We start from the raw sequence: 13,552 nt of genomic DNA on the forward strand, positions 1-13,552 counted from the left end.
TAAATAATACATCTAACTTAAAACAACAGGCACGTTTAGCTGCGTGCCTAACCAATCATCATGCAATTCAAAAAAGGAACATCATTATCGGATAGCTTCAAAGGATATTTTGATGCCTCCACCAACGGCTGGTCAGCTGAATTTTTACGTAGTGATCAAACCTATGCCGTATCAAATGGTGAAGCACATATAAGACGCTTTCGGGTGATATTGAAAGATGGAAGCTATTATTCTCTGCCATACAGCTTGCTACCCGTGCTGATTTATACGGGAGAAAAACTCATCATTAAATCCTACGGCATTCACATCAGCATATTTGGGAAGGGTTTGAGCATCATCGAAAATCATATCAATAATGAGACACTACTTTATGTTCGAGAAAGCATCACTGGCATTGATATCGAAGAACATGACGTTTTTATCAGTGCGATAACCATCGAAGGTAAAAATATATCAACCGAAATTTCAGAAGAGGAACTTTAATATGAATATCTAAACACACAGAATTTATGGACTCAAAAGACAATAAGGAGAATTTAGAACCACACGAAGCAGACAAAAGAATGGAAAATATGGCGAAGCTGTCGAAAGAGCCAGAACATGCTTTTGAAATTGAAAAGCTTCGCGCAGAAAATAAAAAAGACGTTGAAAAAAACGAAGACGATCGTAACAAATCAAAGCTCTATCATTCAATGGGGCAGCGTGCAGGACTACATCAAAAATCAGTGCATGATGTTGATCGTATATATGAAGAAAAAAATATTAGAGTTACTCATAAGCGCTTCATATTCGCTAAAGGCATTTACCAAGAGCACGGCAATACCGCAGCCAAAAACTTCTCCAATTCAAAATTAAGAGGATTACTAAAACATGAATTTGAAGAAGAAAAAGAAACAACCGTTAAGAAAGATGTGTCCTTATCAAAACAATTTAATAAAGACATCGACATGGATAAATAAACACCCATGTATTCACCAGCAGAAAAAATGTTGACAGTACAAATAAGATGAATATAAATTACTCACATAATTCTTCCCATGCCTCCTGAAACGTATCATGAAATTCCTTCAGTCGTAGCTCCAATTCATTCGCAACACAGCTATGAGCGTTACCATCGGGCATTGTTTCTTGCAGAGCCGCCATCAGCCCGATGATCTGGATTAACTTACTTTCTAAATCATGTAATTTTTTATGAACATGCGACATTTAATGGTTCTCCTATTTCTATTTCCCAAACTTTCTTGGCAATCTCGCGTTCTTCCGCGCCGATCACATCAAGGTAAATCGCGGTGGTTTCTAAACGGCTGTGACCGAGCCATTTCTTTACGGTTGTTATTGGTGCTTTATTTACGGCTCTTACAGCAAAACCATGTCTGAGGCCGCGCGCGCAGGAACGCGCTCCTAAAATTTCTGCTTCAAGCATAATATCTTTTATATGCCGCGATGCACTGCGCAGTGAAAAACTCCAAAGAAACGGCTGTTTTTCACCTCTAAATTTTATGTAGCTGTTTAAATCATCCAGTAAAAAATCAGGCAATGGAATTTCACGATAAATACCGCGCTTTCGCCTTTTTAGCGTTTCCAGCACAACGGTTTTATTTGAAAAATCGAGATTATCAACACGCAAATTATGAATTTCAGCGATGCGCGCACCCGTAAAATAAAGCAGCTGACAAAACAACTTTATATGAACGGGGCGTGACCTTGTGATTGCGAAAAAACGTAAACGCTCTGCTTGATTTAAATATTTTCGTTGACCGTTATGGTCATGTAGCGAGATGGTAGATTTATACATAGCTATTGGGGGTTTAATTATAGTTGTCTTATTATTAGATATATTCGGTCAAATATTCAAACAAAAAGTGCGATTTTTCTCAATTTTAACAAAAATACTATCTCAAAGTTGTAAAAACACACGCATTTTTCATTGAAAACCCCGCTAAATCTACCCGCGATGTCCGAGTATATCTAATTTTCGGACAAGTTCAGCAATGCAGTTATAAATTTCTCCAAAAAAAATGCTTTTAAGCTTGTTTTACAGCGACGGCATACATTTTTAACTAAAATAAATCACTATGGTTGTTTGGTCAGGAAGAGGAATATGGATTCCTAGATTCTTCTTTATAATTTTTTTGTGTCTAGTGCTTCTCACGCCGCTTACGTTTGATGATAAAGCCACAGTCGCTATCGCAGCTTTTGCCACGGCGTTGTTCAGTCTTATCATGGGCAGAATTTGGAACAGGCAAACTTATGAATCAGCATACAGAAAGCATATGGGCGAACCTGTTGAAATTGTGCATTTAAGCACTTTGTTCTGGATTAGAATGGAGCTTTGGTTTTGGATTTTTACGATAGTGGGAATACTCGCTTTATTCGGTGTGTTTCATTGATAAATACAAATGTCATGGAAGAAAAAGACAGTGAAAAAACAAATAATGAAGAATTAACCAGAGAAGAAAAAGCAAAGCTAAGACGACTTAAAAGAGAACAGGCAAAAAAAGAAGATAGAGGATGCCGAAATGGATGTTTAGGTGCAATAGGTGTTGTAATTCTTCTATTTCTTTTTGGCTTTTTAACATTCACAACCGAAGGCTGCGGCCTTCCATTTGATATCGTTGTTGGTAATGAGATTTGTTTATTCGCCAGCTTTGGTCTAAGCGCACTAGGTACAATAGGAAAAGTACTCGCAGTCACGATTGCGTTTGGTGTGATTGGCGTGGTCATAACCATTATCACAACATTGATTTCAGAACTGAGAAAAAATAAAAAGAAAAAATCATGAAAAAAATCATAGTGGTCGTATGTGTTTTTATGTGCATGACACTCAACACATACGCACAGGAAAATGATCCCCTAAATCCGCCTGTACGTGAAGGTGGATATGGTGCAGCGGTAACATATTCAGTAAAAAATAATGCACTTGTACTTTTTATTTTAGGTGGAAAAGGTAAAAAAAATGAGCCTGAGAAATATACCGCCAAGGAATATGCACAGCTTCTACAGGCGGGATTTAAAAATCCTAAATACACCAATTATCCAACTGAAACGGTTGTTTTTTATCAAGAATCAGATGAATTAGGACCAACTGTCACAAGGGTTTTTATCAATGGATTGCGATATGAAACTGACAATGCCTTGTCTGTATTTTCACCTAAAACAATAGGGAATAACATTGATCTATTCACTAAATATTATCGTAAAAAAAACAATATTCCTTTAAATAATTAGAGGTTCATACCAATAGGTTTTTGAACTGTACTGTTTGACATTTGTAATTCTTGTTCATGCTGTTGGTTTAAATCACTGTCACCAAGTGCTTGTAAGTTAAATTTATCTGAAATACTTTCTGATTTTGAAAATAGATTGCGTTTGGCGCTTTGCTCCATTTTCATCTCAAGGATTGAATATTTTCCATGCGTTTCAACATGAATATTTTCAACAATAGTATCAAAATCTGTATTCAGATTTTCGGCGCGGTTTTCCATCGCTTCTAATCTATTCATCATCGCTTGATGATCTGGATTATTCGCATCGAAATGCTCACCCATAATCAAGTACGCTTCATGTGCGAGGTCTTTAATCTCTGATTTTAAACGCGCAATATTATCTTGATTTTGTCCCTCAATATTCATCATCACGGCGACAATTTCATTGTCACTCATCACCGCCAGATCATCGGGATCAAGGTTGTGATATTCGATCAAGAATTTTTTACTGCCCTCAATATCGCGCGTATGAATCAGGCTTTGCGCCTCAATTGATTGACGCTGCATCTCTTCTAATTCATCAAGGTAGATTTCTAATTGCTCAAGGATATGCTCAAAACGCTCAAGCGCATCTTGCGCCTCCAAAATATGCCGCAATTCCCGTTCATGTTTCCTGCGTTTTTGAAGGTGGGATTTAGCGGAATTTCCATGCTGATGATTGGCGGTGGCAATACGTCCAATTTGCTCAGTCTCACCACGCACAGAATAGTCGTGATCTATTTTTTTAAGATATTCGGAATGCTCTGTTTCTGCCACTTACCCACCGCTCGTATCTTGAATTTACTACTTCAATTGTCTCATATAAGCGTTAAGGAATGGTTAGTGCATATCAGAATCTTTAGTAAGACATTGAATATTACGATATCGTATGATACAATAATTAAAAAAGGAGTATGATAAATGACGCACCGTGCAACCATTACATTAGATCAAGAAGCTTATAGTTTTTTGTTAGCGAAAGCTCATAACAATAGAAGCGCCTATATAAATGAACTTCTGAAAAAGGAAAAAAACAGACAGTTGAAGAAGGATATATTGCGCGCTAACGAAGAAGAAGCTAGCGATATCGCTTATCAAGAAGAGCTGGATAAATGGCACAATACGCTTTCGGATGGTCTGTAAATGTATAAGCAATTTGAAATTTGGTGGGTGGATTTAAACCCAACAAAAGGCGCAGAAACACGTAAAAAACGCCCCTGTATCATTTTACAATCGGATTTAATTAATCAATCTAGCCGAACAGTCCTTGTTGCTCCAATTCTACCGCATCATCGTGACTGGCCATTCGTTGTTAATATCAAACCAAGCAAGAAAAATGGACTTGATAAAGACCGCCATATTAATTTAAAGCAAATACGTGCCGTTGATATTTCACGAATTGATAACAAACAGGGAATATTAGAAGAAAAATTCTATGCCCTAATTTTAGAGAAAATCGAGTTGGTGTTTAGTATTTACTGTTAAATAAGATTTCAAACACACTGTATATATGTCTTATAGTATTTGAATTTCAGCTAGTTTTTAACTAACAGTTTATCTATTAAGTTCGCAAAACTAAATCCAACACCCCAATACATAGGACGTGATTCACCAATTCCAGTTCTATTCAGATTTATTCCCGTAGTGAAAAAAATCTTATTGTTAAAAAGACCTAATACTAACCCTGCACCAACTTCAATATCATCTTCAGTACTAAAATCTAGATAAGATACATTAATTCCAAATGAAGGTTCTAAAAAATTAAAAAACTTGTTTTTCAACTCGCCATCTCCTCGGTAAGTTAATAATAAAGAAATTCCTGCTGCACCTTTAAAATTACTTGGAGAAAGTGAATTATCGTTTTCAGGAGATGGTTCATTTATACGATGAACGAGTAGAAAAGAATCCGCGACTTTGACCTCCCATTCAGTATTTCTTAATTCATAAGTACCGATGGGTAGTATTTTTTGAATTATATTACTGCTACTACCTGATCGACGTTCACTCTCTTCAAGAACTAGGTACATATACAAGAAATCTCCTTCTTGTCCTCGCTCTTTTTGTAAATCTATCGTAGCATAATCTAATTCTCTATAAATAATCTTGCTTGCAGCTAGAGATAGTATATCAATCGCTTCTTTTTTTATTTTAGCATCACTTGCACTGTAAGCTTTGTTATCAAATAAATAACCTAACTGCTCTAATTCACCTATTTCGGTGCCTTGTATTTGAGTTAATCTTTGTATCTCACTCGTAGCTTGAATATATTTCGCTTCAACCCTTGAATCAACTTTACCTACAGAATCAGTGTTTTTTAATAAATAATCTGTTAAATCTTCTGATATTAATTTAAGATTATTTTCGATTCTATCTAAGGCTATATGATCAAGTTTAATTGTTAAAAGAAAAGCATCTTCTGCTTCTTCACCAGATTTTTTAAAATAATCTATATAATTTAATATTATTTTAAGACTGGAATTAAAATCACGTATTTTACTTCTGAATATTAAAAAATCAGAACTTTTTTCTAATTTGGCTTTTTCGAGTACCCTTTGAAGAAAAATATTTAATCCTGCCATGAAATTTTTTTTGTCAATCTCAGGTTCATTAGCCTTAAATTTTTTTGCATCAATAAAAATAGCTGGATAATTATTAATTATATTTGAGTCCACTTTTTCAAAGGCCTTCAATATTGCTTTAAATTTTTCTAATTCTGTTTTATTACCAATGTCTGGCGGGTCTGAATCTATACTGAAAAATATAGGTGCATAGTATTCATAATCTTCTTCATCCGTAATATCCAAAGAAAGTTCTCCAATATATTCCTTTAACCGTTTAATAGGTGATTCATACTTAGAATTAGTAATTTGTGTCTCAGAAATTTTCTTATTAGTTTTTAAACATTCAATAATTAAGTTTACAAAAACTGTAGCAATCTCTTTAGGTGGACGATTTGTAATACCTATTTTCGTCTTTTCTTGTCCTATTCTAGAATAGGGCAGAACTTCAACAGGGTCTTCTGCTCCTGTTCTACTAACGAGTTTTCCTTCAATAGAAATAGTTCCTTTAAAATCCAAATTTTGAACAATTTGCTCTTTTAAAAATTCAATTTTGATTTTACTTTTAGTATCAAGAATTTTTCTTTCCTGATTTACGGTCATAGCGTCTTGTTGATAAGACCAAATAGGTATTTTCTTTTTTCCTTTGATCTCATAAATCTCGATATACTGACGGGGGTCAAGATTGCTAAGTCTTAAATCATCAGTATTATTATCATTGTTGTTATTATCTTGTTTTAAACCTTTGTTTTGTGTTTGATTTAAAGAGTCATTCTTTTTTGATTGAGCATTAATATTAAAATGAATAAATAAGAACAGTAAAAAAGATAGAGAGGTAAGTTTCGTTATCATGGCTGTAGAATTTTAGCGTAAATAAATCGATCAAAAAAATTTGGTATTAACATTTAACCAATACTACAAAAATTGATAACGTAATCTTTGTGGTTTCCCGTAAAGCAAAGATATATTTAAGAAAACAGCAAAAATCTCTTTCTATATTAGAAATTACGCATACACATGCACACATTTTATTCTTTTTCTTGACCAATCAAAAACCAATCACTATCAAACCGAGCTTCATGACGTAGCGATTTACGTCAGAAACTTTTTCCAAACCAAAACGAAAGGTAACGACTGAGTATGAGTCATCATATTTTCTACAACAATATCAGAAACCATATTGCGTCTGAGTTATTTAAAAACCCTGAGTATCTATTTGAAATCGAAGATAAAATTGAATTTAGTAAAGACGGAGAAACCATCTTTACATTCTGCTCTGAAGCGGCGCGTATGTTCTATACGGTCTTGAATTTATCCGAGCTTTATAAATCTCCAGATGTAACTTCCGCACTTGATCGCTATTCATTGATCATCTTCAATCAACTCACCAAAGGTGAAAAAATCCCAAACATAGATTTAATCCTTACCGCCGCCGAAACACTGCGCCAGTTCTGCTAACCCTATGTTTTTAAGGGCTTCGCCCTCACTCGGCTAAGGCTTCGCTAACGCTCACGAGCTTAAAAACCGTATCCCCAATTTTTTTATTATTTGATTATATCAATCTGAAAAAAAATCAGGTGATCCCCCTCGTTTTTTAAGGCCAGGCCTTCGCACACCCATAAAATTGTAACCATTGGTTCTTATGCAAGCGCCCCACCGCGCTAACGCTTGGTGCAGTGCTTCAAAGAACCGAAAACCAAAGACATGAAAGGATATTAAAATGTCAAACAACACAAAAACTGAAAACCAAACCTCAACTACAACAAATCAGGAGGAACAAAAGCTTTTTGCGGACACCAATATATCTATGAAATCTGGGCGTTTAGTGCAAGATGCGCAAACCATTGCTGATGGTAAATTCGTTAAGTTCAGAATTGCTGCAAACAAGCAATTTTTAGGCAGCGACGGCGAAGTAAAATCAAACGTCAATTATTTCGGCGCGCTTGTTTCAAGCAATTTAACGGACGCATTTGAAACCGCAAAATCTCTTAAAAAAGGTGATTGGGTTTACTTCAAAGGTGAAGACGCGACGCAAGGGTTTGACACGCCCGAGGGCTACCGCAAAACAGAAACCACAACTTTTGCCTATCAAGTCACATTAAAAAAACAAAAAAGCGAGAGCGAAAATCAACCCAATCCAACCGCGCCTTAACTTCCATTTACGGGAGCAGATAAATAATTCTGCTTCCGTTTCTTTTTTCATTCCAACAATAGGAGCATTAAAAATGACTTCACAAAAAACAGATATCCGCGAACAAATTACCGATCAAATCATAGGGCTTTTAGAAACGGTACGTATCGATGACTATGAACCACCTTTTGCAGGACTCGCCGCGCAAGGCATACCTGAAAACCCCACCACAGGCAATCAATATCAAGGCGTAAATATTCTCTCGCTCTGGTTTAATCAAGAATCAAAAGGCTTCACTTCTAATGAATGGGCGACCTTCAATCAATGGAGAGAAGCCGGTGCAAATGTCAGAAAAGGTGAAAAAGGCAGCCGCATAATTTTCTACAAAACGCTTATAAATTCCGAAAAAGATGCAAACGGAAATATCCAAGAACATAAAGTTCCGTTGCTTAGAACCTATAGCGTTTTTAATGCCAATCAGGTCGATAATTACAATTACACGGGCGGTTCACTGCCGTCACAAATTGATAAAGTTCGGCGCATAGATTTAGTCGATGCATTTTGCAAAGGCACGGGCGCAGATATTCGAGGCAATAAAAACGGCGCATATTACAGCCCGAAAAAAGATTGCATCAACATGCCGCCCACCGCCTCATTTCTTGACACAAAAAATGCAAGTGCCACAGAAAATTATTATTCAACACTGCTTCATGAACTAACCCATTGGACGGGCGCGGAGCATCGCCTCAATAGAGCATGGGATGATTTAACAACGAACGAAAACAGTTATGCATTTGAGGAACTTATAGCCGAGCTTGGCGCGGCGTTTTTATGCGCACAATATGGCATTTCGCAGACCCAAGCGCCTGATCATGCTATCTATATCAAATCTTGGTTAAAGGCTCTTAAAAACGACAAAACACATGTTTTTAAGGCCGCTGCGCAAGCTATGAAGTCAGTCGATTATTTGAATGATCTAAATGTGGAGGCGCAAAACTATGAAACATTCTTTTAATGAATTTTCTAAAATCATGCATGGTATGGGGCGAAAGTTCGAGCTTTCCAAAGTTTTTAATGATCTTTTAACAATGTCAATTTGCAGTTTTCACCGCACAAATCTTCAAAGCCAGTTGCGCGATAAAGATGAGGATAACGAAGCCTTATATATGAACACGATCAAACCCTACGCACGTGAGAACTTGAATGAGTTCGCAAAGGCAATTGGTATTTTACAGCTTAACGCTGCGCAAAACCCGTACTCTGATATTCTGGGCGAGTTCTTTATGCAAGACATTACTAAAGGTCAAAACGGGCAATATTTTACGCCCGAACCAATTTGCGACATGATGGCGCAAATGCAGCTTAGTGGTGACGATGGAGAATTCAACAAGCGTGTTCATGATCCCGCTTGCGGCTCTGGGCGTTTATTATTAAGCGGCGCGAAGCTCAATCCAAAAAATTACTTTTTTGGAGCCGACAATTCAAACACCTGCGCAAAAATGGCAACCCTGAATTTCTTCATGAATGGTCTGCGCGGCGAAGTCGCATGGATGAACAGCCTTTCAATGAAATTTTACGGAGGCTGGCATATCAATACAAACGGTATCGGAATTGCACCAATCGAAGCAGAACAATCTCAAATCTGGTCTACACCACCCGTGCGGAAGGATATTGATTTAAAATCAAAAGAGCCTGATGAAATCAAATTTTCAGGCGATCAACTTACGTTTTTTTGAAAATAGGAATTAAACAAATGACTTACAGTACTGGCCATCCTTGGCACTACGTTTTAGGCGGTAAAGTTTTATCTATAAAAGAAATTTGGAACGAAGCAAACGCATCTGATTACAGAGGGTATCGGCGAGATACCATTAAAAAATATTTTGGAAAAAGCGATAAGCTTAAAGCTTTAAAATCTGAAACTATTATAAATCTAAAACGTGATATCAACCGCTATCGTGAATGCGCCTTAGCACTACACAGATACAGAAACAAACTGCCTAAAAATCATCAGCCCACATGCGAAGGCGTTCATGTAGCCATCAGCCTTAAAAAAAATCATATCTATAATGAATTTTCTAACCTTAAATATATAAATGAGCTTTTATATCAGCAGCCAGACTTGTTTGACTAAACACCTAAAAAATTTGTGCTGTAACATCTTGTTTTACATTTAAAATACGAAGCACAATCATTTTATTATCTATTATACGAAAATAGAAACAGCGTTCTTTATACACGAAGACACGCAAGCCAACACTAACCCAATCACGCGGGGAGCCTTGAACACTATTATCAGAAAGTGTTTTAAGCTTATTCGAAAGTTCTTTGATAAAACCCTGTGCTACCGCTTTATTACTACTTTGCGTAATGTAATCCTTTATATTTCTAAGATCATTTTTTGCGGTGTCTGTTAACACTAATTGTAACGGTTGAATAATATAATCTCCTTAATCAGCTATTATATCATTCATCAAAGCCTCTGCGCTTTCGTAGTGCGTTAAACGATTTTTTCTAACATCATCATCGCCCATTGTAATTTCAGCGCGCAAACGCTTTAAACGCTGTCCATTCTCATAGTCTTCTAAAAGCCTTAATCCAGCTCTAACAACTTCAGTACGATTTCCAAAACGACCATACTCAACTTGGCTTTGGATAAATGAGCGATCATGCTCACCTAGTGAAAAACTTACATTTTTTGAAATACTCGTCATCTGGATACTCCTTTAATAACTTATTCAAACCCTAATAATAACTATACAATACTTAGTATTATTTTTCAATCTTCTTAAACCTAATTAATGTTAATAAATCACTTCTATCCAGCACTATACTAAAATCTAAAGCTTCATCCCGTAAACGGTTCAACTTACTTTTCCTTCAAAAAAAACTAACTGACAGACATCACGTCTAAGAGGGTATCCCCTTAGAAATTCTTACGGTTCATGAACCGCATATGAACCCTTTTTGACTTTCCCACTTTTCCCAAAAACACATACAGAAAGACTTAATGTCCAATACCAAAAAGCCGTCATGTGATAAGAAATATGACAATATAGTGACTGATATGCATACACTTTATGAGCATAAAATTCATCCTTGCGAAGCTCATAAAGCCGCTCGTAATTTCATTGGTTTCATGCAAACCTTACTTGAGATCAAGCGTGATAAAATGTACAATGTAGAGCATGAACACAGTGATTAATTTTCCTAAAAGAAAAGAAGCAAAATGTGCTATCATTCTTGCTAGGGTCTCTTCAAAAGAACAAGAAGACGGCTACTCTATCGATGCTCAGAAACATCGATTAGAAACCTATTGCATTCGTAAGAATCTACAAATCCTAAATACATTTGAAATTACGGAAAGTTCAACAGTAGGTGATCGCAAAAAATTTATGGAGATGATTACCTACATCAAAAAACAAAAAAAGCCTATTGCTCTGGTTTCTGATAAAGTTGATAGATTACAACGGTCATTTCGTGAATACCCTATGCTGGATGGATTAATTCAAGAAGGGCGATTAGAACTTCATTTCAACACTGAAAATCAAATCATTCATCAAACCTCTACATCGCACGAACGTATGATGTGGTCCATGAGTGTTATGATGGCTCAATCTTTTGTTGACAGCATGAGAGACAATGTAAAACGCTCGCAAGAGCATAAAATACGTATTGGTGAATGGTGCGGCGCGGCGCCTGTTGGATATCTTAATATTCGCGATGAAAACGGAAAATCAAATATCATCATTGATAAAGATCGCGCCCCCATGATTAGAAAGCTTTTTTTGACCTACGCAGAAGGTGGTAGAACGCTCTCTGAAATGGAAATCCTTTGCAAAAAATGGGATTTAAGAAATATAAGAGGGAAAAAGTCTCATTTAAAAAAATCATATATTCATAAAGTCCTAAATAATCCTTTTTATCACGGAAAAATGCGCATAAAGGGACAGCTTTATCCTCACCGCTATGAACCTATTATATCAAAAGAAATATTTGATAAATGCCAAGCTGTGATGCAAGGGTGGAACAAAAAACCTTTTCAATATGCCTCAAAAGAATTTGTATTCAGAGGCTTATTACAATGCGCCACGACAGGACGCACCGTTACCGCAGATACAAAGAAAAGAACCTATAAAAGCGGTAAAGTGGCGCAATGGACATATTTGGTATGTTGGAATCCCGATAATCCTGATAAAAAAATGTGGATCAGAGAAGAAAAAGTACTGGAACAAGTCGAAGAAGTATTCAAAAAACTCACTATTCCTGAACCACAACTTGCAAACGTTATCAAATATATCCGTGAAGTTGATTATACTGAACGTGAGTTTGTGCGCAGACACCGTAAGGAATTGCTCAAAGAACAAGATTCCATTCTAGTAAAGCTTGATTCTTTGATGGAATTATTACTTGAACGCATAATTGACAGTGACGATTTTACAAGAAAGAAAACAGCTCTAAAAGAAAGGTTGGATGAAATTGATCTACAATTAAAAGAGAATCGTAATGGAGACGATAATTTCAAAGAAACACTTATATCCCTTATTGACCTTGCCTCACAAGCTTATGATTTATTTAAAGGTTCGACTGTTGAACAAAAACGAAGACTCGTAAATTTCATGTTTTCGAACCTAAATTTAAAAGGCGCAACCCTTTGTTATACAATGAAAAAACCCTTCGACCAGTTCATCAAATGCACTGATGATAGTCAATGGTGCGCCCTAGTAGACAGTCTACGAACTAATCCTGCTGATATATCCTCCCTAGTAGAAGAGAATTTTATAAAAACAGTCAATCCAAATTCAAAAATAGTTATGGATGATTTTTAGGCATACTCATGGAAAGTGGTGCTGATTTTAAAGCATTCTGCATTCAATAGTCAAAACGGCTACATAGTTTGTTGCTTATTTTTTAGACACCATTTCACGTGTCTGTGGAATGAATTAAAAGCTTAAATCCATTGAAATCATGCATTGTCTATTGTGGTCAAATCGGCAAACCAGTTGGCAAATTTAGCGTTCGCCTTTGCCCGCTTGCAAGGCTAAACCCGTTGGGATTGGAACATTTTTTCTATTAAAAAAATAACCTCAATGCCTTGCCTTATCCAGCCACCACCGCAATCAATGCCATGTTTTGGCGATTGCCACAATATCCGCCAAAGCACGAAAACAATTTAATAATTTAAACTTTAACAAAATGGCAACAACAGCAGTAAAACAAAATGGAAGCGCGAAAAAAGAAACAACAGTAGTAAAGCGCACAGTAACAAAAAAATTAGCGCAGGACGCGACCAAACCCACAAATGGAACAGCGCAAAAACCAGAGGCTAAACCACAAAAGCAACCTGTAAATCTTGATGAGCGTATTCATCGGCTAGAAAAATTAAAAGGGGTTGCTAGTCAAAGAGAACGTTTAGTAGAAACTTTATCAAGCTTAACACGCTTCAATTACAACACAGGAGGATCAAATTCTTTCTCCCTTATCGATGCTAGCGGAATTGAGTTCAAGACGACAAATAGCAATTTAATCATGCTAGTGGCTAATACGCTCCAACAAACGTTAGAAGAGCGAAAAGCTGAACTTGAAAAGCAACTCATGGAGTTTGAATTGTAAAAAAT

Annotated in this window: 18 protein-coding genes; 13 read left to right on the forward strand and 5 right to left on the reverse strand. The window is 36.3% G+C overall.

Annotation, left to right across the window (positions count from 1 at the left end; all coding sequences use genetic code 11):
* The first annotated feature begins 60 nt into the window (after positions 1-60).
* Together ACRBBL_RS06250 and ACRBBL_RS06255 are read left to right on the forward strand one after the other, a co-directional pair.
* Positions 61-483, forward strand: coding sequence for a hypothetical protein (locus tag ACRBBL_RS06250; RefSeq protein WP_431368164.1), 423 nt, complete (start codon positions 61-63; stop codon positions 481-483).
* A gap of 26 nt (positions 484-509) precedes the next feature.
* Entirely contained in the window at positions 510-959 is a 450-nt protein-coding gene (locus tag ACRBBL_RS06255; protein WP_431368165.1) for a hypothetical protein, read from the forward strand.
* A 230-nt stretch (positions 960-1,189) separates the two neighbouring features.
* Here the strand turns inward: ACRBBL_RS06255 and ACRBBL_RS06260 are convergent, their stop codons facing one another.
* Positions 1,190-1,795 (reverse strand): tyrosine-type recombinase/integrase, encoded by a 606-nt coding sequence (locus tag ACRBBL_RS06260; RefSeq protein ID WP_431368166.1) that lies wholly within the window; start codon positions 1,793-1,795, stop codon positions 1,190-1,192.
* Positions 1,796-2,404: 609 nt separating this feature from the next.
* On the opposite strand from ACRBBL_RS06260, the gene ACRBBL_RS06265 reads away from it, so the two are divergent.
* Both ACRBBL_RS06265 and ACRBBL_RS06270 read left to right on the forward strand, forming a co-directional pair.
* Entirely contained in the window at positions 2,405-2,782 is a 378-nt protein-coding gene (locus ACRBBL_RS06265; protein WP_431368167.1) for a hypothetical protein, read from the forward strand.
* On the forward strand, positions 2,779-3,228 hold the full coding sequence (locus ACRBBL_RS06270) for a hypothetical protein (protein ID WP_431368168.1): 450 nt from the start codon (positions 2,779-2,781) through the stop codon (positions 3,226-3,228). The genes ACRBBL_RS06265 and ACRBBL_RS06270 overlap by 4 nt, the downstream gene beginning before the upstream one ends.
* Here ACRBBL_RS06270 and ACRBBL_RS06275 read toward each other — a convergent pair.
* Positions 3,225-4,022 (reverse strand): hypothetical protein, encoded by a 798-nt coding sequence (locus ACRBBL_RS06275; protein WP_431368169.1) that lies wholly within the window; start codon positions 4,020-4,022, stop codon positions 3,225-3,227. The genes ACRBBL_RS06270 and ACRBBL_RS06275 overlap by 4 nt on opposite strands.
* A 144-nt stretch (positions 4,023-4,166) precedes the next feature.
* Between ACRBBL_RS06275 and mazE the strand changes: the two genes are divergently transcribed.
* Together mazE and ACRBBL_RS06285 are read left to right on the forward strand one after the other, a co-directional pair.
* On the forward strand, positions 4,167-4,388 hold the full coding sequence (gene mazE, locus ACRBBL_RS06280; protein ID WP_431368170.1) for a type II toxin-antitoxin system MazE family antitoxin: 222 nt from the start codon (positions 4,167-4,169) through the stop codon (positions 4,386-4,388).
* Entirely contained in the window at positions 4,389-4,730 is a 342-nt protein-coding gene (locus tag ACRBBL_RS06285) for a type II toxin-antitoxin system PemK/MazF family toxin (protein WP_431368171.1), read from the forward strand. It begins immediately after the preceding gene.
* Between the two features lie 50 nt (positions 4,731-4,780).
* Here the strand turns inward: ACRBBL_RS06285 and ACRBBL_RS06290 are convergent, their stop codons facing one another.
* A complete protein-coding gene (locus tag ACRBBL_RS06290; RefSeq protein WP_431368172.1) occupies positions 4,781-6,655 on the reverse strand; it encodes a hypothetical protein in 1,875 nt (624 codons plus the stop codon).
* A gap of 288 nt (positions 6,656-6,943) precedes the next feature.
* Between ACRBBL_RS06290 and ACRBBL_RS06295 the strand changes: the two genes are divergently transcribed.
* The 5 genes from ACRBBL_RS06295 to ACRBBL_RS06315 all read left to right on the forward strand — a co-directional run bounded on the left by ACRBBL_RS06295 (position 6,944) and on the right by ACRBBL_RS06315 (position 10,068).
* Positions 6,944-7,261 (forward strand): hypothetical protein, encoded by a 318-nt coding sequence (locus tag ACRBBL_RS06295; RefSeq protein WP_431368173.1) that lies wholly within the window; start codon positions 6,944-6,946, stop codon positions 7,259-7,261.
* Positions 7,262-7,523: 262 nt separating this feature from the next.
* Positions 7,524-7,955 carry a single-stranded DNA-binding protein gene (locus ACRBBL_RS06300; protein WP_431368174.1) on the forward strand — a complete coding sequence of 144 codons (432 nt, stop codon included), beginning with the start codon at positions 7,524-7,526 and terminating at the stop codon, positions 7,953-7,955.
* Positions 7,956-8,028: 73 nt separating this feature from the next.
* Positions 8,029-8,949 (forward strand): ArdC family protein, encoded by a 921-nt coding sequence (locus ACRBBL_RS06305; protein WP_431368175.1) that lies wholly within the window; start codon positions 8,029-8,031, stop codon positions 8,947-8,949.
* Positions 8,933-9,670, forward strand: coding sequence for an N-6 DNA methylase (locus tag ACRBBL_RS06310; RefSeq protein WP_431368176.1), 738 nt, complete (start codon positions 8,933-8,935; stop codon positions 9,668-9,670). Before ACRBBL_RS06305 ends, ACRBBL_RS06310 begins: the two co-directional genes overlap by 17 nt.
* A complete protein-coding gene (locus ACRBBL_RS06315) occupies positions 9,667-10,068 on the forward strand; it encodes a hypothetical protein (protein WP_431368177.1) in 402 nt (133 codons plus the stop codon). The genes ACRBBL_RS06310 and ACRBBL_RS06315 overlap by 4 nt, the downstream gene beginning before the upstream one ends.
* Positions 10,069-10,072: 4 nt before the next feature.
* On the opposite strand, the gene ACRBBL_RS06320 is transcribed toward ACRBBL_RS06315, so the two are convergent.
* The gene (locus ACRBBL_RS06320) at positions 10,073-10,354 is read right to left on the reverse strand and encodes a type II toxin-antitoxin system RelE/ParE family toxin (protein ID WP_431368178.1); all 282 of its coding nucleotides are present in this window, start codon (positions 10,352-10,354) and stop codon (positions 10,073-10,075) included.
* A gap of 30 nt (positions 10,355-10,384) precedes the next feature.
* Positions 10,385-10,648: a type II toxin-antitoxin system ParD family antitoxin gene (locus ACRBBL_RS06325; protein ID WP_431368179.1), complete on the reverse strand. Its 264-nt coding sequence runs from the start codon at positions 10,646-10,648 to the stop codon at positions 10,385-10,387.
* Positions 10,649-11,122: 474 nt separating this feature from the next.
* Between ACRBBL_RS06325 and ACRBBL_RS06330 the strand changes: the two genes are divergently transcribed.
* The gene (locus ACRBBL_RS06330; protein ID WP_431368180.1) at positions 11,123-12,763 is read left to right on the forward strand and encodes a recombinase family protein; all 1,641 of its coding nucleotides are present in this window, start codon (positions 11,123-11,125) and stop codon (positions 12,761-12,763) included.
* A gap of 367 nt (positions 12,764-13,130) precedes the next feature.
* Positions 13,131-13,547: a hypothetical protein gene (locus ACRBBL_RS06335; protein ID WP_431368181.1), complete on the forward strand. Its 417-nt coding sequence runs from the start codon at positions 13,131-13,133 to the stop codon at positions 13,545-13,547.
* Positions 13,548-13,552: the final 5 nt, after the last annotated feature.

It is taken from the genome of Kordia sp. (genome assembly GCF_050633145.1).
Taxonomy (GTDB): Bacteria; Bacteroidota; Bacteroidia; order Flavobacteriales; family Flavobacteriaceae; genus Kordia.